We start from the raw sequence: 16,329 nt of genomic DNA, 5'->3' as shown, positions 1-16,329 counted from the left end.
ATCGCTGCGATACCAGCAGTATCGTTACCGGTAGACGGCTGGCCTAGCAGCGCTGGTCACGACGCGCCTGGTGGCTCGGTCAATGCGGTCGCGGGTGTCGGCGGCTGTCGCGCGGTGGCCGCTGAAGGCCACGAGGTTGGCCAGCCAGATGTCGGAGATGATCCCAGCCACGTGCAGATCGGTAGGAGTGGGCTCGCCGCCCCTGAGCGTGCGGGCCAGCAGGATCTGGATCTCATCGGCCGCGCGGTCGAGTTCCGCGGCGGCGCGGGTATCTGCGACTGCGAAGGCCCGTGTCATGGCCGTCGTCAGCCATGGGTCGCGCTGCCAGCGGTCATGCAGATGTGCGGTGAGCCGTTCGAGCCGTTCCAGCGGTGTGCCCTCACCACTCGCCCAGTCCCCGGCCGAGTCGAGTCGACGGAACTCGCGCGTCAGCGCTGCCACCAGCAAGTGGGTTTTCGCCGGGAAATAGCGGTAAAGCGTGCCGACGGCGATGCCGACCCGCTCGGCAACTGTCCGCATCTGAACCGCCTCGTAACCACCCGCCGCGGCCACGACCAAAGCTGCATCAAGAATGGTCTCCCGGCGCCGTGCGGACGCGCGTGAACGCGACGCGTTAGCGGCTCGCTTCTCTGCAGCGACCGAGTTCGCTTCCGAAGGCGGGGTTTTCCCGTGGCTGCGCGCCTGAGGGACAGTCATGACGGCTCCGGGTCGAGGCCGCCGCGGCGCGAGAACTGCTCCAGAAGATCGCCGAAAGCGCTGACATCGCCGTGTGCGGCGAAGTGCTCAGGGCTGACGACAATGAACACTGCACTGGCGGTGAAGCGGGCGATCCCACCCTCACCCGTGCCTGTCGCCGTGACATGCAGCGCCCGCCCTTCACGAGAGACGATGTGGGCAGTAATCCGGTGGGTCTGATGCAGCGGCACCGGCCGCAAATATTCGACCGTCAGGGTGCGGGTCACCGCCGGGGTTCCGGCGATCCACAACGTGAAGCCCAGGACGTCATCACATGCCGCGGCCACTGCCCCGCCATGGGCCAGGCCCGGGGCCCCGATATGGCGCTCATCGAACGTCACATCGGTGTACACCGCGTCGCCGCTACGATGCACCACCAACCGCAGTCCGTGGGGGTTGTCCGGGCCGCAACCCATGCATGTCGTGGTGTGCGAGGGCAGCCGCTCGGGCGGCAACAGGCTTTCGGGCACCGTCACCCTCCAATACGATCGGTTTCGCTGCGCTACCGTTAGTACCACACTGCTAGACTGCCGTGACAGCATCGCGTGAAGATCGACCGCCGAGGTGAACGAGTGAGCGACAGTCAGGCAGTGCCCGTCCCTGACGACGACGTGGACCCTCGGCTCATCCGGTCACGCACCCGGCTGCTGGATGCTGCGGCAACGCTACTGAGCACCGGTGGGGTGGAAGCGGTCACTATCGATGCCGTCACCAAAGCATCCAAAGTGGCCCGAACCACGCTGTACCGCCACTTCCACAGTTCGTCGCATTTACTGGCAGCCACGTTCGAACGCCTACTTCCACAAGTGACCACTCCGGCACCGACCAGCGGACCCCTCCGTGAGCAGCTGATCGAATTGCTCAGCAGCCAAGCCGCCCTTTTCAACGACGCACCGCTGCATGTCACGACACTCGCGTGGCTCTCATTGGGGCCCACCGGCTCCAATGCCCAAGCGGAAGACCGCCACACATCCGGGGCGCTACGGACCCGAGTTGTCGATCAATATCGTCAACCATTTGACGCCGTACTCACCAGCCCAAAAGCTCAAGCCGAACTCAACGACTTCGACCAGGAACTGGCGCTTTGCCAACTCGTCGGACCACTCGCCTTCGCCCGAATGACCGGGCTTCGCACTATCACTCACAATGACTGCGCGAACATCGTCGATGACTTTCTCGCCGCCCACCGCAACACCGACAGCGACGCCATAAAATCGAACATCGCCACCAAGAAGACGGGCCGCCCGGCGCGCTCAGCTCGCTAGGCACAACGAAATCACAATGTCGAGCCGGCTGGTCTTCGGGCCCTTTTCGCCTCTCGCAAATCGCGTCGGTGATGGCATCGAAGGACCATTCGTCGCCATCATCGGCGAGGCCGTACGCTGGTTTCCGTTCCACAGCGAGGTGCGGAGACTCGCAGCAGGGTAGTGAGCTACCCGAAGTGCAGGTCACCCGCGGTTCGGCGTCTCAGACGCTTGAGGGCGCGCAACTGCTTGAACCCGTTTCTCGATTGCTTGACTTGTGGCGAGGAGGATTGACAAAGAACAACTTTGACGAGAGCAGGCGAATCGTGGCCTCGGCGGCATGGAGTGGTTACGACATCGCTGTTGCGAGTTAGCTCCGCCTTCGATGCGGCATTGATCTGCCGCGTTCGGTGACGTAATCGGTCCAGTCGCGGGCGGCGAGTTTGGCCCAGGCGGCTGCGTTCTTGGTGGTGATCGCGAGCAGTTCGGCCAGCACGGGTGCGGGCATGTCGCTGGCGAGCTGGAAGAGGGCGGCTTTGCGATGTTCGTAGGGTTTCACCCCGACCGCGACGAGCTGGGTGCGGATGTTCTCGGTGGACAGGTGGGTGCCGGGAAGTCGGCCGGGGAACAGCCAGCCCGTATGGGATGGGGTGTAGCGGCTTTCGCATTGCTGCTCCAGATGCTCGCGGATGAGGTCGTCGAGTAGGGGAGGCATTTGGATGGGGATGGCGGCGAAGACGACATGCACGGCGTGATCGTCGGAGATCGAGATTTGGCTTGATCGCAGGGCGACGATGCGCGAAAGAGGTTGGGCGAACAACAATGTGAGCAGTCCCGCGATGCGGGTTTTGCGGCGGATTGTGTCGTCGTGCAGCAGCCGCCCGACGGCGGCCCACCGCTGGGAATCCGAGACGGTTACCGAGGGAGGTGACCGTGGCGGATCGGTGACCCTCAGTGTGGTGTTGATGCGGGATTGGCGTAGCCAGACGAGGAAGGCGTACTCGGCAGTGAGCGGCCTCCGGTGGAGCGCCTGGTAGCGCTCCAGCATCTCCTGTGTCGCTGTCGCCGGAGTGGCGTCGTGGGTGTGCAGAAACGCCATGAACTGAATCGCCACGCGGACGCGACGACGGCAGGCATCGGTCATCGATCTCGTCAGCCGGTTCTCGTGGGAGGCCTTGCGCATCTGGCGCAGTACATGCCAATGCGCGAATCGGCGAACGATGGCGGCGTCTTCGGCCGGAAGCTCGGCTACAACGTCCTCGATCCAGGGCAGCATCCGTTCGACGCGGATGTCGATCGGGCCCAGAACGCCGACCGCGACCAGGAGGCTGCGCAAGTAATCGTGGGCTCGGTCCGAGGGAAGATCGCTGAAGGTGTCGTGGCTGATTTCACGCGTTCCGCAGGCCATGTCGCGAAGGAGCTGCGGGCCGGTACCGGGCTTCTTTCGCAGCCACCAGAGCACCGTCTGTGGGCGGTCGGCGTTGATCAGTTCGTCGAACACGGGCCGTAGTCGGTGATGAATCGTGCCGCTGATCGGGTCGGTGAGCAGCTCGGTGAGGCGCTCGCGTAGGAAGCAGCGGGCGCATCGGTAGAACCCGTAGGGGTGTTCTTCGCGGCCGCATTCGCTGCAGGTGAAGATCGATGCGACACCGGCGCAGGAGGCGCACACGATGGCATCGTCGAGCTGCCACGCCAGTGGCCGCACGGTCTTACACCGCGGGCATTTCTCGGGGTGATAGTGCCGTCTGCGACGGCATGCGACACAGATGCGACGCCCGTGCGTCAGTGGGGTTAGCCGGATGGTGCTTGCACACTCCCAGCAGGCCCGCTGAGTCACTGGTTGTCGTGGGGGCGGCGGATGGTGGCGCGGATGGGTCGCAGGTCGCCGATGCCGGGTCCGCTGTCGTTGACCGCGGGCGCCTCACGGACTTGTTCGGCGACGAGCTCGAGCAGGTCGTTGGGCGTGCACGACAAGATGTCGCAGAGGGCGGCGAGCAGGTCGAGATTGATGCGCTGCGGGGGCTTGGTCGCGATCCGGTGCACCATCTGTCGGGAGATCTCCACGCCACGCTCGTGCAGCGGTGCGACAAGGTCGGTGGTGGCGAACATTCCGTTCTGGGCCATCAGCTGACGCAGGTTCCACCGCAGCACGGTCCTAGTGCTCATCTCCGCCTTCACCTGTCGTCGTGGATGATCCGTAGACGCGGCGCAGCGCCGCCTGCAGTGTTTTGGTCTTGAAGTCGTCGGACACCGAGGTATAGATCGCGGTGGTCGAGGCATACGAGTGCCCCACCTGTTCGGTGACGAACCGCTCCGGATAACCGAACTCGATCAGATGGGTGACATAGGAGTGCCGCAGGCAGTGCAAGGTGAGCTCGGCAGGCAGTCCCGCTTGCACCCGTGCGACGGCGAATCGCCTATCCATGGTCTTGGTCGCCACGCGCCGTCGACGCTCGGTCAGCCAGAGCTCTTGACGGTTCCCGGGGCTGAGGAGTGGGCGGCCGTGGTCGACCCATTGGCGCAGTCCGTCGATCACCCAGTCGAACTCCGGAACGGCGAGCACGGTGCGACGCCTGGGAGAGCTGCCGCGACGTGATTTGGCGTAGCGAACGTGGACGGCGCCGAACGTGCCCCAGGCCGGCATCCGCGAGTTCGGACGCAGGTCGGCGAGATCGAGATAGCACAGCTCGCGGCGGCGTAAACCGAAGGCGTAGGCCGTCTTGATCATCTGTGCGTCGCGCAGCGCCGCGAACGCGCCTTTGTTCCTGGACCGAGCGAGAACATCGACGCGATCATCGAGGAAATCGAACAATGTTTCCAGTTCGTCGTAGGTGAACGGGCGACGCGCGGGCTTGCCCTCGTAGTCGACCAGATGCGCGGCGGTGTTGTAGTCGTGACAGACCTGCGATGGGATCCGTCCGAACCTGTTCTCGCATTGCGCGATCCAACCGTAGCGGCTATCGAGTAGGTAGTCGCAGAACATCCGCAACGACATGTGATAGCCGCGAATGGTCGACGGTGCTTTGCGTTCCGGGCCCGACATCAAAGCGGCCGTGAAGTCTTCGACATCGCCGGCAGTCCAGTCCCACGGAGGCGCCCCGGCGAACTCTGCGAACCGCCGCACCAACGCCAGCCGCGGCTCGATCGTGGCCTCAGCAGCGAGTAGCCGAGACGCCTGTTGACGACCCCACCCAGACAGCATCGCTTCGAAGACTGCGCTGGCCTCGTCCAGGTGAACCACGCCCGAGGCAAGAACCAAGTGCGCCGACCCCGGAACGCTCACAAGGGAACCTCCATCTATCGTCAACTTAGAGTTGTCAATGACAACCGCAAGTTACCACACCTGCGAGCGAAATCCGTCTACCAGGAGGAACACGAAAGTGGTTCAATGAAGCGCATCCGGCGCTGGTCCCATGCGCCAGATATACGCGTCAACTTCAGGTTGATTCGCGACCTTCGTCCCCAGAGTGCAAGAGGTGTGTGCTTCGTCTGGTGCTGGCAGGCGACAGCCGCGATGTTCTTGTAGGTGGGGAGAGGATGTCGGTCGGAACCAAGTGCGCGTGACCGCGTGAAGCCAGCGTGTCGACGACTCGTTTGACTTGCGGGCGAATGTGGCTGCGGTGGTGGCCGAAAACGCGGGCGGGGTTCTATGGTTCGGCCATGGTTGAAAAAGCGCGAACCCACAATTCGAAAACCGAGCGAGCGCTGGCGAACATGGCCGATGGCGTGATTCTCACACATGCACTGGCCGGTATTGCCGAGGTGAAGGTGTCGAAGCTTGAGACGCTATCGGCGGGTGGCGACGACATTGACGAGCTTGAGCGCGCCGAGGCTTCGGCAGAACTCACCAAGGCTCTGAGTACGTACGGCAAGCAGGTCGAGCGCATGCTCGAATATGGAAGCTCGTTGGACGACATCGCCCACCTCACGAGCATGGAAGTCAATGTGACGGCGCTCATCGAAAGTCCCCAGGTGTGCTCGTTGAAATTCCTCACCTGTGAGCAGCGGTCAGTGTAGTGGTTGGCGGGTGCCGGTGGTGGTGCGTCGTAGGGTTTCGGCGGCGTCGTGGTGGTCGCGTAGTCGGTAGGACTGGCCGTCGAGGTTGATGACTACCGATCGGTGCAGGAGGCGATCGAGCATGGCGGCGGCGACGGTGGTGTCGCCGAGGATGTCGCCCCAGGCGCCGACTCCGCGGTTGGTGGTGATGACGATGCTGGTTTTCAAGTATCGTTGGGAGACAACCTGAAACAGTGCCGATGCTGCTTCGGCGGGCAGTGGCAGGTAGCCGAGCTCGTCGATGACCAGCAGTGTGGGGCCGGCGTAGAAGCGCATGGTGGTGGCCCAGCGTCCTTCGATGGCGGCGCGGTGGCAGCGGGCGGCCAGGTCGGCGGCGGTGGTGAAGTAGGTGCGGTAGCCGGCGTGGGCGGCTGCGCGGGCCAGACCGACCGAGAGGTGGGTTTTGCCGGTGCCGGGTGGGCCGATGAGCAGGATGTTGGTCGCTGATTCCAGGTAGCGGCAGGTGCCGAGTTCGTCGATGAGCTTGCGGTCGATGCCGGCGGCGGCATCGACGTCGAAGTCAGCCAGCGTGGCCGGGGTGGGTAGGCAGGCGAACCGTAGCCGTCCGGCCAGCCTTCGTGCGGTGCTGGCGTCGACTTCCACGGCCAGCAGCCGCTCCAGGGCGACGGTGAGTGAGAGGTTTTCGGCGCTGGCTTGGTCCAGGACTGCAGGCAGGGCTTCGGCGGCGGCGTGCAGTTTGAGTTCGGCTAGGTGCGAGCGCAACTGCTGATAGCGGCTGGCCGCCGCCGACGGGCCCTCAGGGGTGGCGGTGGTTTTCGGGGTGCGTGGGGCGGGTGTCATTGGATGGTCCTTCGCTGGGCGGCCCGCTCGTAGGCGGACAGGTCGATGACTGTGGAATCGGTTGCCGAAGCCGCGGTTTCGGCGGCCACGGTGTTGGCGGTGGTGGTCTGGAGTAGTTGGGCGGCAGCAGCTTTGGCGGCTGCACCGGGTTGGATGCGTTCCTTGCGGCGGTGCGGTCGCCCGGTCGTGGCGGTGGCCATGGCCGCGGTGTCCAGGGCGATGATGTGGCCGCTGTCGCGGACCATGAGTCCGAGGCCGTCTGTGGCGCGGTGGTGGCGGGCCACGACGATGCCGGTCATCGTGGCGATGTCGATGTACTGGCCACCGAAGGGGTGGCTGACGGTGACCTGGGCGGCGGCCAACTCTGGTGGCACCGAGTAGCGGTTGCCGCGGTAGGACACCAGGGCTTGGCGTGACGCGGTTCGGGCCTCGGACACGATCACCGGATACGGCGTCACTGGTGCCGGGGTCAGCGGCTCAGCTTTGGCGACCATGGCGACCGAGGAGCGCCCGTCGGTGGTGGCCCGGATCCGGGTGTCACCTCGCAGACGTGCGAAGCGGTCCACGCTGGCCTGGGCCGCCTCAACGGTCAGGTCGTCGGCCAGGGTGCGCCACCAGCGGTGCGCGGCAGTGTGATTGACCTTCTCCACGACACCCTTGCGGTTGCCGCGTCGCGGTGGGCAGATCGCTACCGAGACGCCGTAGTGTTTGGCGACCCCGGCTAACGAGGCGGTCACCCGGCCCGAGCCTGGGTCGCAGACTGTGGCCATCCGGTCGAACCGCCAGATGCGGGTCAGCCCGCCCAGGCCGCGCACGATGCGGTCGATGGCGGCCACCAGGTGCGGTTGATCCATCGACGGTGAGAGCACCGCCCGCCACTTGCCCGAATGCGCCAGCGAGCCGACCAGCAGGAACGCATTCTTGCCCCATCCCCAGGATGCGGGTGGATCGGGCAATTCCAGCCAGTCCCATTGGGTTTCCTCACCCGGCGGGTGCGCGATGACCGCGTTGGGCCGGTCTGCCGCGGTGCGGCAGGCCTCGCACGCCGGGCGCAGACTGCGGGTGCGGATATTGCGGGTCAAGCTCTGATACGACAGCCCGAAGCCGAGGTCTTCGAGTTCGTCGTAGAGGGTGCGGGCCCACAGGTGCGGGTCCTCGACCAGTCGGGCGGTCACGTAGTCGACGAACGGCTCGAACGGGTCAGGGCCCGGCCGGGCCCGCACCCCGGGCTCGGTGTCGCCGGCCAGATACTTGCGGACCGTCTTGCGGTCGAAGCCGGTGTGACGGGCGATCGCAGAGATCGACCAACCACGTTTTCGTAGGGCGTGTACTTCCATGTCGTCCTCCCATGTGAGCATGAGAAAGCGGGCCTCCTTCGACACAGCTACTGGCGTCAGACACCAGCAGCATCGAGGGAGGCCCGCCCTTCTCGGCGGAGCCACACAGGTGGGGAATTTCGATGAGCCTCAGTGGGGAATTTCAGCGAGCGCGGTCAAATGAACTTCGGCTGGCTGTGTCGTACGCGCGTTGATCCGCGGTTCCAGAGGCATTTTTCGTCGCCGGTTGGTGTACGCGCGATATCCCGGATATGCGCGAATATGACTATGGTGGTGGACTATTTCGCCCGGAGCTTCGTACGTTCGAGGCATGAGCGCGAACGAGAAGCTGCGGGCGCGGTACCGAGCGGTCGAACTGCAGCGCAAGAAGAACGAAGAGCGGGCTCGGCGTGATCGAGCCAATGCGGCCGGAGCCGAGGAGATTCGGGCAATTCTGCACCGCGTTGGTGCGGTCGACACTTGGGAACGCAAGCGTTTCGACCACGCTGCCGAGAGCATCCGCGCTGATGCGGTGAAGAGGCGGTCCTGTCACTTCCGCGGACTTCAAATCGTCATCGAGCAGATGCGGGCTCGCGGCCAGAATTTGGCGCAGATCGCAGAACTCGCCGGCGTGGACGGTCGCGAGCTTCAGACCGCGCTGCGGCGGGCGCGATCCGGTGATACGGGCAGGCAAGGCCGATCAGCGTCGTCGGGGGCGAATGGACGATCCGATCCCGACCCGATCGGCCTCGATCCGCGCTCAGAAGATGCGGCGGCGGGATTATCAAGCGGTGGCACTGGTGCCTACGATCCGACCCGGTGCATCCGCTGTGATGCAGCCATGCTCGATGAAGACGCTGCTCCTCGACGCGGCCGTCGCCGGCTATATTGCTCGGATACTTGTCGTCGGGACGCATCGGCAGCACGCAACGCCGCACAGCGATATGGGGCGCCGATTCGCGTGATCGAAGTACCGAAAGCCGCAGCTCCGCAGCAGCGCTCGGCAGAAACAGCCGAGCCGCGCGGGGCCGTCGCACCGATGGACGCCGCGAACAAAGTCCTCGACGACGGCGAGGCCCTACGCGGGTTGCTTGCACGCTTGGTGGAGCAGGCTCGGCTCAAGAAGCTTGACCGTGCGACACTGACGGCTGCGCGGGAGCTATCCAATGCCGTTCATCCGCACCGCGATTGGTAATAATCACCTGGTCCGGCGACGCCTGCGTTTTGACTTTCTTCGCGAACGTCGTGCGGTCGGACTGCACCCGGTCATGCTCGAGACGGTACGGCCCGCCGTATGGATCGCCTTCTGGGCGAGGTCTTCGGCAAGGTAGGCGATACTCGCGTCCAATTCGTAGACGGCTTCCTTGCGTGCTTCGGCGATCATCTCTGCCGCGTCCTCAGACTGCGGCAGATATCCGTTCTGCCGGCCGAACCGGTCGATCACGATGTCGCTGGCGTCGTCGAACTGCGTGGCCAACCGTTGATAATCGAAACTGGCCCATTCTTCGACGTACTCTTCGCGCTCCTCTAGGGTCCAGAACTGCGGGAAGGGTAGATGTGTTCGGTAGAGGTCGCGGATTGCGGCATCGAGCTGGCCGGAGAAGCTGATCTCGGGCCAATCGCTGACCGCGGCAGTGGCCAAGTTCTCCAGGTCGTCGTGCAGGCTCATGACAGCTGCTCCCTCCAGGCTGTCCTGATACTGCCTGCAGGCACCGACAAGTCGAATCTTCGAGAGCAGTGTGCCGCTATGCGGAGAGGTTGTCGCGGTGCTCGTCGGTTAGCGAGGTCGCTGGGTGCTCGGTCCCGGGCCCTGCTGAAGGGCCGGGCCGCAGCAGCGAGGGACGCGAGGGTTGCGAGGCTTGGTGGGCAGCCACGTCTTTGGGTGGGGGGTAGATGGTCCACTGCAGGACGTTGCGGTGGTTGCGTGCCCCGTCGTCCTCGATCGCCCATCCGAGTTTCCGCAGCGCCGGCGCGTGCCTTCGGAGGAGGCTCGTGACGTCGCGGCCGTTCCTGGGCCATTCCTTGGGTCGTCGCCAGTCACCGCTCATCGGCGTGATCAACGCGAGCAGGTCGACACCGGACTTCCCGCACAACGGTTCGCGGGTGTGGTGGCGCAGGCGTTCGACGAACGGGTCGGCGGAGAGGCTGTCCTCAGACAGCTGGTCCGCACGCGACATATAGCGACGCAGGCCATCCGAGAACAGAATCTCGTCGACGCATGCCAGCACGCGACCGAAATCCGCCATCCGTGGCGCATCGTCGAGGTGGACGGTCTCTAGACGGTGATGCACGCGAGCAGCCAAATCGAGAAGCCCGCTCAAAATGCTTGGTCGAGCTTCCTCCCACTGTTGTCGCATCGTGGCCTCTGGCTTTCGCACGTGGCGGTCAATGCGTCGTAAATCGATCATCGCCATGCGTTCAGCGAGGTCGGGACGCACCGCGCCGACGTCGATGCCATTGATGATGATGCAGCGGCGGAACTTGACCACGGCGAGGTCGGCGTCGGTGTAGAGCGCACGTTTGACGTTGCCGTCGCCGGTGGCGGCGCGGCACAGCGAGTCCGATAACCAAGGCGGGATCGCTGAGAGGTTGTCCAGAGCGACCACCCAGGAGCCGGAGGCGGCGGTCACCCAGGAGTCGGCGTCGCGCGGCGCCTGGCGCAGCGGAACGGGGGAGGGGTCGATGAGGTCGACCAACATGCGCGTCGTCGTGGTCTTTGCACTGCCCTGCTCGGCGAAAAGTGCCAACACTGGGTGCGGCACATCGCCCTGGACCAGTGCCGCGGTGAGTGCCGCGAGCAGCACGGGACGGTCTGCGAGGGCGACGTTGATGAAATCCCACAACCGGTACAGGTCCCCGGCCGGGGGCGGTAGGGGCATGGCCGCGGTCAGCTTGGTGCGCAGGAACCGTACCGGGGCGGTGTCGATCACCGACCAGGTGCCTGCTCGGACGCGAATGACCTTCCCGTCGGTTCGTCCGGTGTCGATGTAGCTGGTCCCGTGAAGTTCGGCGACGCGGAGATGCAGCCTCTCGGGTGGCTGGTTGGCGGCCAGACCTTCAAGAACCAGGGTGGCGTCGCTGAGGGCCTGGCCGCCGGCGACCGTTCCGGTCTCGGTGAAATAGCGGGAGGCGAGTTCGGCGCGCAGCCCCGACTTTCCCGCACGCAGCAGAATCGCCATATGAGGGCGGGCACGGTCAGCGCCAAAAGGCTCTCCGTCTTCGGAGACGCCGAGGAGATACCGTTCTTGAGCCATGGCTACCAGGCGCGCGGCGACTGACTTCTTGTCGCTCTCGTGGTTGGCGCTCATGGGTTTTCCCGCGTGCGGTGCTTCTGTAGGCGGGGATGACGGGCTATTCTCATGGGGAACTTCCGGTTGAGCGATCGGGTGGTTCGAACGAAAGACCTCGGGCTAGACCCCGAGGTCTTTCTAACGAGTGAGCATCACGCGGCGTCGCCGCCTCCGCGGCGGGTTGCAGTCTCCCGCTCGGAGATCCATCGCAGAACCTCATCGCGTCGATACACGACCCGGCGGCCCAATGTGAAGCTCGCCGGACCGATATCCGAATGGCGCCAGTATCGCAGCGTCCCAACTGGCACGCCGGTTAGATCTGAGACTTCCCTAGCTCCTAGTAGTTCCATGAGATTCCTCCTGAATCACGATTGATTTAGCTGAGCCAACAGTGACCGGGTACAAAGGAGCTGTCCACCACCGCAAGCACATCCGTAGAAAAATTGTCCGAATCGGGCGGGCCCAACCGACGAAGACACCTGCTTGCGGATTGCAAAGCGGATCACAACGACGGATCGCTGCGGTACGGTTGTTTCGTGATCACCCGGAACGAACGGGCAGGAATCGACGACCGCTGGCGCAAGCGCGTCAAGGACCCGAACGGGACGATGCGCACGGAGCGGTCTGCGGTCTACGGCAAGGTCTCGCGCTGGCGCGTCAGATGGGTCGACAGCACAGGTGCCGAACGCACCAAGAGTTTCCAGCGCAAGCCGGATGCGCAGGCGTACCTCAACGGCCTGACCGCTGATCTTCAGCGCGGTGAGTATGTTGACCCGAGGAAGAGCGCGGAGACGTTCGGGTCAGTGGCCGAGCAGTGGTTCGCCACCAAACAGCACCGTAAGCCGAAAACCGTCGCAGGATATCGCTCGTTGCTCGACACCGTGGTGCTGCCGAAGTGGGAAGGTGTTCCGCTGAAAAGGCTTGACTACGAGTCCTATTCAACCTGGTTGGGGTCGCTGTCGGTCGACGGTGGGCAACGCGGAGCAGGTTTATCGGCAAGTCGGATCAACCAAGCGCATCAGCTGGTAGGTGCTGTCCTGAAGTACGCCCAACGGACTGGCAAGGTGGCGAAGAACGTCGCGTTGGAGATCAAGCGGGACGAGGATCTTCCCGAGCAAGCGGAGCGTGAGCGGCGATATCTGAGCCATTCCGAGCTGTTGATGCTGGCCAAGGCTGCCGATCGGTTCGAGACGCTGACGCTGGTCCTGGGGTACTGCGGATTGAGGTTCGGCGAAGCCGTTGCATTGCGGCGCCGGCATGTGGGGGACCGGGTGCTGACGGTGCGCTCGTCTGCAACGGCGGTCACCGGCAAGGGCATCGTGGAGTCGACGACCAAGACGAAGCGGGATCGCCACGTGCCCGTGCCCGAACCTGTCTGGAAGAAACTCAAGGCTGAGCTGCCCGCCGACCCGAATGCGCTGGTGTTTCCCAGTCGGAAGGGCGGGTTCCTGCCACTCGGTGAGTACCGCTGGGCATTCGACAACGCGTGTGAAGACGTCGGCATCGAAGGGCTGGTACCGCACGGCCTGAGACACACCACGGCGTCACTGGCGATCAGTGCAGGCGCTAACGTCAAGGTCGTGCAGAGACTCCTGGGGCATGCAACGGCGGCCATGACGCTCGATCGTTATGGGCACCTGCTCAACGACGATTTGAGCGGTGTGGCTGATGCGCTGGGCAAGGCCATCGACAGCACTGCGGTATCGCTGCGGTATTCGGGACGTCAGAGGAAGGCTGAAACGGCCTAAAGTATGCTCTGAGCTGCAAAGCCCCCATAGCCCAATTGGCAGAGGCAGCGGACTTAAAATCCGCCAAGTGTCGGTTCGAGTCCGACTGGGGGCACTGGGCCGGGACGGCCAACGACAGGATTCAGCTGGGGTTGTCCGAGCCCGTGCGGCGCAACCGGCGGATCCGCCACGGGTGTTCTCGGTGTGGCCACATCCGCTCGATCTCCGCGTTGAGCTCGGCGCCCAACAGCACCACGAAAGCGGTGAGATAGAGCCACAGCACCACCGCCAGCGGAACAGCGAGTTGCCGGAAAATCGCGTCATCGCGCGCGCTGAACGCCAGATAGGCGCGCAGCCCGGCGGACGCGATCAGCCACAGCGCCATCGCCAGCACTGCGCCCGGCAGATCGCGTAACCACGGTGTCCGCCACGGCACGCCGACGTGATACAGCGTGGCCAAGCCCGCCAGCACCAGCACCGCCATCATCGGCCAGAACAAGTGATCGAACAGTTGCAACGTGGAGTTGGCAATCGCGTCCGGCAACATCGACCTGATCAGCTGCGGACCTAGCACCATCGGCGGCAGGATCGCGACGGCGCCGAGCAGGCCGCCGAAGGTCAGTCCAAGTGCCAACAGCCGACGTCGCCAGCTGGATGGAGGGTCGACGTTGTAGGCGATGGTGATCGTTTCGAGGAAGCGATTGGTGGCACGGGATCCGGTCCAGAAGCTCAGCAGAAGGCCGGCCGAGACAACTCCGCCGCGCGTGTGGGCCAGCACGGTGTCGATGAGGTTCTCATAGGACGCGTAGGTGGCAGCGGAGAGAAACGGACGGGGGATCTCTAACACCAGTTCCCGCAACTCGCGGGTACCCGCCGGCCCCAGCGCCTCGGCGACAAATCCCAACGAGCCGATGATGGCAAGCAGCAGCGCCGGCAGCGAGATCAATGTGAACAGCGCGGCTTCGGCAGCCAGCCCGGGCACCCGGTCGTCGAGCGCCCCGCGCACGGTGCCGTCGGCTAGTCTGCAGGTCTGTTGCACCGGATGCGGCAGCATCGCGAAGATCGCCGATCCTTGTCGGTACAGCTTGGAGCGCGCAGTCCGGGCCGATCGTGACACCCCTGACCAAGGCCCCCATCGCCCGCTGCCCGACGCCACCGCCCCGAGCTTAGGAGATGATTGCGACCGGTCCCCGGGCAGTCAGTCCAGCGTCCGCCGGCGCCGCAGGAACACGAAGCCGACGAGCGCCAGCGCCGAGGTCACATTGATCGGCGCCAGGGTGTAGCCCAGGTCCTCCATGATGGCCCGCTCGATATCGCTTAGGGCCCGCACCCCGGTACCGGTGGGCACCTGCGGGTTCATCAACTGCCGGTTGGACCCGGTGAACACCGTGCTGTCCAGATGCGAGACGGAACTGCCCTCTACCCACGACGACGGCGCGTACAGCGGAACCAAAGTGCCGTAGGCGCCCACCGCGCCGGCGCCGCCGAAGTACAGGCCACCGAGCGCCCCGGTCAGGCTGGCGGCCAGCGCCGGATCCATCCGGAAGTCGGTGCCGATCAGGCTGGTGTCATCAGCGGTGCGCAGGAACTTGTCGTAGAGCGTCCAGCGTCGCTGCGTACCCGCCTCCGACGGCTGCGCATACGACATGAAGCCCAGCGAGTGCATGAACTCGTGCATCGCGACGGTGGTGAAGTCGTATTGGAAGCTGGACACGAAATCGCCAAAGGCCCACGGATAGGCGAAGTTCCAGTTGATCTCGCCGTCGGCCGCCGCACCGTTGGCATCGGCCCCGGTGAGCAACTTGTGCTGCACCACGGTGGGGAAGAAGCCCGCTCCGGACCCGATCAGCGGGCTACCCGCGGACGCCAAATTGTCTGTGTCGAAAGAGTTCTCGCCGATGATGTCGTAGTCGATGACCACCGGGGTGGTCACGATGAACTGGCCCATCAGATTGTTGGCCGCCCGCTGCAAGGCGCTGCGCGCCTCGGGAGTCCAGTACTGCGAGCCCCTGGTGTAGTTGAAGACGAAGGTGACCGCGTTCTGATTCACCAGCAGCGAGGCGCGCGTGCTCGCGCTGCGGAACGGATCGAGCAGGTTGATGTGGTTGCCCAGGTCGCTCGCGGAGATGACGAAGTTGTCGACGCCGGTGAACCCCTCATGCGGCGTATAGGTGAAGGTCCCGTCATCCTCGATGATCAAGGTGCCCGACAGCGGTGCCGTGACGACCTTGTACCGGATCACATCGCCCTCGAGGTCGACAGCACCCAGCGAGCCGACGATCGGAACCGATCCCTGCGCATTGACCTGGAAGGGGCTGAGCCACGGCGCCTGGTTGAACAGCGTGCGGCGCGTCCCGTTGAGTGAGTCGTTGAGCCAGTCCTTCACCGGATTGGCGACGGGCAGGATCGAGATCAGGGTTCGTCCGGTGCCCATCAACGCCGAGATCTGGTTGGCCACCAACTGCCGCCCGAAGCTGGGCCGGTTGAGTGCGACGACCGCGTTGTGCGTCGGGGTCACCGTCTCGACATCGCTGGGCGCCGGCACCGGTTCGGCCGGGGGAGCAGTGGCCAACGCGGCCGGTTCCGGCTGCGGGTCGGCGGCGGCGTCGCTCACCGTGGCGTGGGGCTGCGCCTCGGTGTCGATGTCCTCGGTCCGGTCGGCCGGCGCGGCCGCGTAGCGCCGCGGCGTCGGGTCCGTCGATGCGGTTGCCAGGCGCGACTCCGGCTCGGCGATACCGCCCTCGTCGCCGTCTTCGTCCTCGTCGTCCTTCGAGACCGAGGGCGCGTCGGATTCGTCGTCGGATTCGTCGTCGGTCTGCGCGGTGCCCGACCCCGGCGCGGCCGTTCGGTCGTCATCCCCACCGGAGGAACTACCTTCATCGGCGGATGGTCCGGCGTTGCCGCTATCGGATGAGTCCGCACCGCCGGTGCTGCTCGAGCTCGACGAGACACCGTCATCCGCGGCGGCGACCGCAATCTCGGGACCGACAAGCGTCAGGCCCCACAGTGTCGCCGTCATCCCGGCTGACGCAGCGCCTGCTGCCAGCCAATACCTGACCGGCAGGCCCTCAGCCCGCCGGCGTCCCGGCCGTCGGTGCTTCGCAGCGCGGATCGGATTGTGTCCCGTCACGATTTGTCCCCCTCGTCAATATGGGCAGAC

16 protein-coding genes and 1 tRNA gene are annotated in these 16,329 nt (G+C 64.9%); 5 read left to right on the top strand and 12 right to left on the bottom strand.

What is annotated here, in order from left to right:
* Positions 1-24: 24 nt before the first annotated feature.
* Both ACWDUN_RS08050 and ACWDUN_RS08045 read right to left on the bottom strand, forming a co-directional pair.
* Positions 25-696, bottom strand: coding sequence for a TetR family transcriptional regulator (locus ACWDUN_RS08050; RefSeq protein ID WP_011856878.1), 672 nt, complete (start codon positions 694-696; stop codon positions 25-27).
* Positions 693-1,205 carry a PaaI family thioesterase gene (locus ACWDUN_RS08045; protein ID WP_011856877.1) on the bottom strand — a complete coding sequence of 171 codons (513 nt, stop codon included), beginning with the start codon at positions 1,203-1,205 and terminating at the stop codon, positions 693-695. The genes ACWDUN_RS08050 and ACWDUN_RS08045 overlap by 4 nt, the downstream gene beginning before the upstream one ends.
* Positions 1,206-1,307: 102 nt before the next feature.
* Here ACWDUN_RS08045 and ACWDUN_RS08040 point away from each other — a divergent pair, with 102 nt between their 5' ends.
* A complete protein-coding gene (locus tag ACWDUN_RS08040) occupies positions 1,308-2,000 on the top strand; it encodes a TetR/AcrR family transcriptional regulator (protein WP_449927041.1) in 693 nt (230 codons plus the stop codon).
* 349 nt (positions 2,001-2,349) lie between these two features.
* Here the strand turns inward: ACWDUN_RS08040 and ACWDUN_RS08035 are convergent, their stop codons facing one another.
* The 3 genes from ACWDUN_RS08035 to ACWDUN_RS08025 all read right to left on the bottom strand — a co-directional run bounded on the left by ACWDUN_RS08035 (position 2,350) and on the right by ACWDUN_RS08025 (position 5,262).
* Positions 2,350-3,480 (bottom strand): hypothetical protein, encoded by a 1,131-nt coding sequence (locus ACWDUN_RS08035; protein WP_241207983.1) that lies wholly within the window; start codon positions 3,478-3,480, stop codon positions 2,350-2,352.
* Between the two features lie 332 nt (positions 3,481-3,812).
* Positions 3,813-4,145: a helix-turn-helix domain-containing protein gene (locus ACWDUN_RS08030; protein WP_024449211.1), complete on the bottom strand. Its 333-nt coding sequence runs from the start codon at positions 4,143-4,145 to the stop codon at positions 3,813-3,815.
* The gene (locus ACWDUN_RS08025; protein WP_046363131.1) at positions 4,135-5,262 is read right to left on the bottom strand and encodes a tyrosine-type recombinase/integrase; all 1,128 of its coding nucleotides are present in this window, start codon (positions 5,260-5,262) and stop codon (positions 4,135-4,137) included. Before ACWDUN_RS08025 ends, ACWDUN_RS08030 begins: the two co-directional genes overlap by 11 nt.
* Positions 5,263-5,639: 377 nt before the next feature.
* On the opposite strand from ACWDUN_RS08025, the gene ACWDUN_RS08020 reads away from it, so the two are divergent.
* The gene (locus ACWDUN_RS08020; RefSeq protein WP_449927026.1) at positions 5,640-5,996 is read left to right on the top strand and encodes a hypothetical protein; all 357 of its coding nucleotides are present in this window, start codon (positions 5,640-5,642) and stop codon (positions 5,994-5,996) included.
* On the opposite strand, the gene istB is transcribed toward ACWDUN_RS08020, so the two are convergent.
* Positions 5,988-6,836: an IS21-like element helper ATPase IstB gene (gene istB / locus ACWDUN_RS08015; protein WP_449927023.1), complete on the bottom strand. Its 849-nt coding sequence runs from the start codon at positions 6,834-6,836 to the stop codon at positions 5,988-5,990. The genes ACWDUN_RS08020 and istB overlap by 9 nt on opposite strands.
* Positions 6,833-8,194, bottom strand: a complete 1,362-nt coding sequence (locus ACWDUN_RS08010) for an IS21/IS408/IS1162 family transposase (protein WP_449927020.1) — start codon at positions 8,192-8,194, stop codon at positions 6,833-6,835. Before ACWDUN_RS08010 ends, istB begins: the two co-directional genes overlap by 4 nt.
* Positions 8,195-8,483: 289 nt before the next feature.
* On the opposite strand from ACWDUN_RS08010, the gene ACWDUN_RS08005 reads away from it, so the two are divergent.
* Positions 8,484-9,347 (top strand): hypothetical protein, encoded by an 864-nt coding sequence (locus ACWDUN_RS08005; protein ID WP_449927017.1) that lies wholly within the window; start codon positions 8,484-8,486, stop codon positions 9,345-9,347.
* 3 nt (positions 9,348-9,350) lie between these two features.
* Here the strand turns inward: ACWDUN_RS08005 and ACWDUN_RS08000 are convergent, their stop codons facing one another.
* The 3 genes from ACWDUN_RS08000 to ACWDUN_RS07990 form a co-directional block, all read right to left on the bottom strand.
* Positions 9,351-9,821, bottom strand: a complete 471-nt coding sequence (locus tag ACWDUN_RS08000) for a transposase (RefSeq protein WP_449927014.1) — start codon at positions 9,819-9,821, stop codon at positions 9,351-9,353.
* Positions 9,822-9,897: 76 nt separating this feature from the next.
* Positions 9,898-11,460 carry an ATP-binding protein gene (locus ACWDUN_RS07995; protein ID WP_449927011.1) on the bottom strand — a complete coding sequence of 521 codons (1,563 nt, stop codon included), beginning with the start codon at positions 11,458-11,460 and terminating at the stop codon, positions 9,898-9,900.
* A gap of 134 nt (positions 11,461-11,594) precedes the next feature.
* Entirely contained in the window at positions 11,595-11,792 is a 198-nt protein-coding gene (locus ACWDUN_RS07990; RefSeq protein ID WP_449927008.1) for a helix-turn-helix transcriptional regulator, read from the bottom strand.
* 186 nt (positions 11,793-11,978) lie between these two features.
* On the opposite strand from ACWDUN_RS07990, the gene ACWDUN_RS07985 reads away from it, so the two are divergent.
* Together ACWDUN_RS07985 and ACWDUN_RS07980 are read left to right on the top strand one after the other, a co-directional pair.
* A complete protein-coding gene (locus ACWDUN_RS07985) occupies positions 11,979-13,190 on the top strand; it encodes a tyrosine-type recombinase/integrase (protein ID WP_449927005.1) in 1,212 nt (403 codons plus the stop codon).
* 20 nt (positions 13,191-13,210) lie between these two features.
* Positions 13,211-13,284 (top strand) — tRNA-Leu (locus tag ACWDUN_RS07980).
* A gap of 27 nt (positions 13,285-13,311) precedes the next feature.
* Here ACWDUN_RS07980 and ACWDUN_RS07975 read toward each other — a convergent pair.
* A complete protein-coding gene (locus ACWDUN_RS07975) occupies positions 13,312-14,286 on the bottom strand; it encodes a YihY/virulence factor BrkB family protein (RefSeq protein ID WP_449927002.1) in 975 nt (324 codons plus the stop codon).
* A gap of 81 nt (positions 14,287-14,367) precedes the next feature.
* On the bottom strand, positions 14,368-16,188 hold the full coding sequence (locus ACWDUN_RS07970) for an Ig-like domain-containing protein (protein ID WP_449927000.1): 1,821 nt from the start codon (positions 16,186-16,188) through the stop codon (positions 14,368-14,370).
* Between the last annotated feature and the right edge of the window lie 141 nt (positions 16,189-16,329).

The sequence above is a fragment of the Mycobacterium sp. NPDC003323 genome (genome assembly GCF_053589535.1).
Note: the sequence above shows the minus strand (reverse complement) of the source record. Positions and strands in the feature narration are given on the sequence as shown.

Coding starts and splice junctions, on each gene's coding strand:
- ACWDUN_RS07990 (WP_449927008.1), bottom strand. CDS start 11,792: ATGGAACTACTAGGAGCTAGGGAAGTCTCAGATCTAACCGGCGTGCCA.
- istB (WP_449927023.1), bottom strand. CDS start 6,836: ATGACACCCGCCCCACGCACCCCGAAAACCACCGCCACCCCTGAGGGC.
- ACWDUN_RS08050 (WP_011856878.1), bottom strand. CDS start 696: ATGACTGTCCCTCAGGCGCGCAGCCACGGGAAAACCCCGCCTTCGGAA.
- ACWDUN_RS08005 (WP_449927017.1), top strand. CDS start 8,484: ATGAGCGCGAACGAGAAGCTGCGGGCGCGGTACCGAGCGGTCGAACTG.
- ACWDUN_RS07970 (WP_449927000.1), bottom strand. CDS start 16,188: ATGACGGCGACACTGTGGGGCCTGACGCTTGTCGGTCCCGAGATTGCG.
- ACWDUN_RS08010 (WP_449927020.1), bottom strand. CDS start 8,194: ATGCTCACATGGGAGGACGACATGGAAGTACACGCCCTACGAAAACGT.
- ACWDUN_RS08000 (WP_449927014.1), bottom strand. CDS start 9,821: ATGAGCCTGCACGACGACCTGGAGAACTTGGCCACTGCCGCGGTCAGC.
- ACWDUN_RS07995 (WP_449927011.1), bottom strand. CDS start 11,460: ATGAGCGCCAACCACGAGAGCGACAAGAAGTCAGTCGCCGCGCGCCTG.
- ACWDUN_RS08020 (WP_449927026.1), top strand. CDS start 5,640: ATGGTTGAAAAAGCGCGAACCCACAATTCGAAAACCGAGCGAGCGCTG.
- ACWDUN_RS08030 (WP_024449211.1), bottom strand. CDS start 4,145: ATGAGCACTAGGACCGTGCTGCGGTGGAACCTGCGTCAGCTGATGGCC.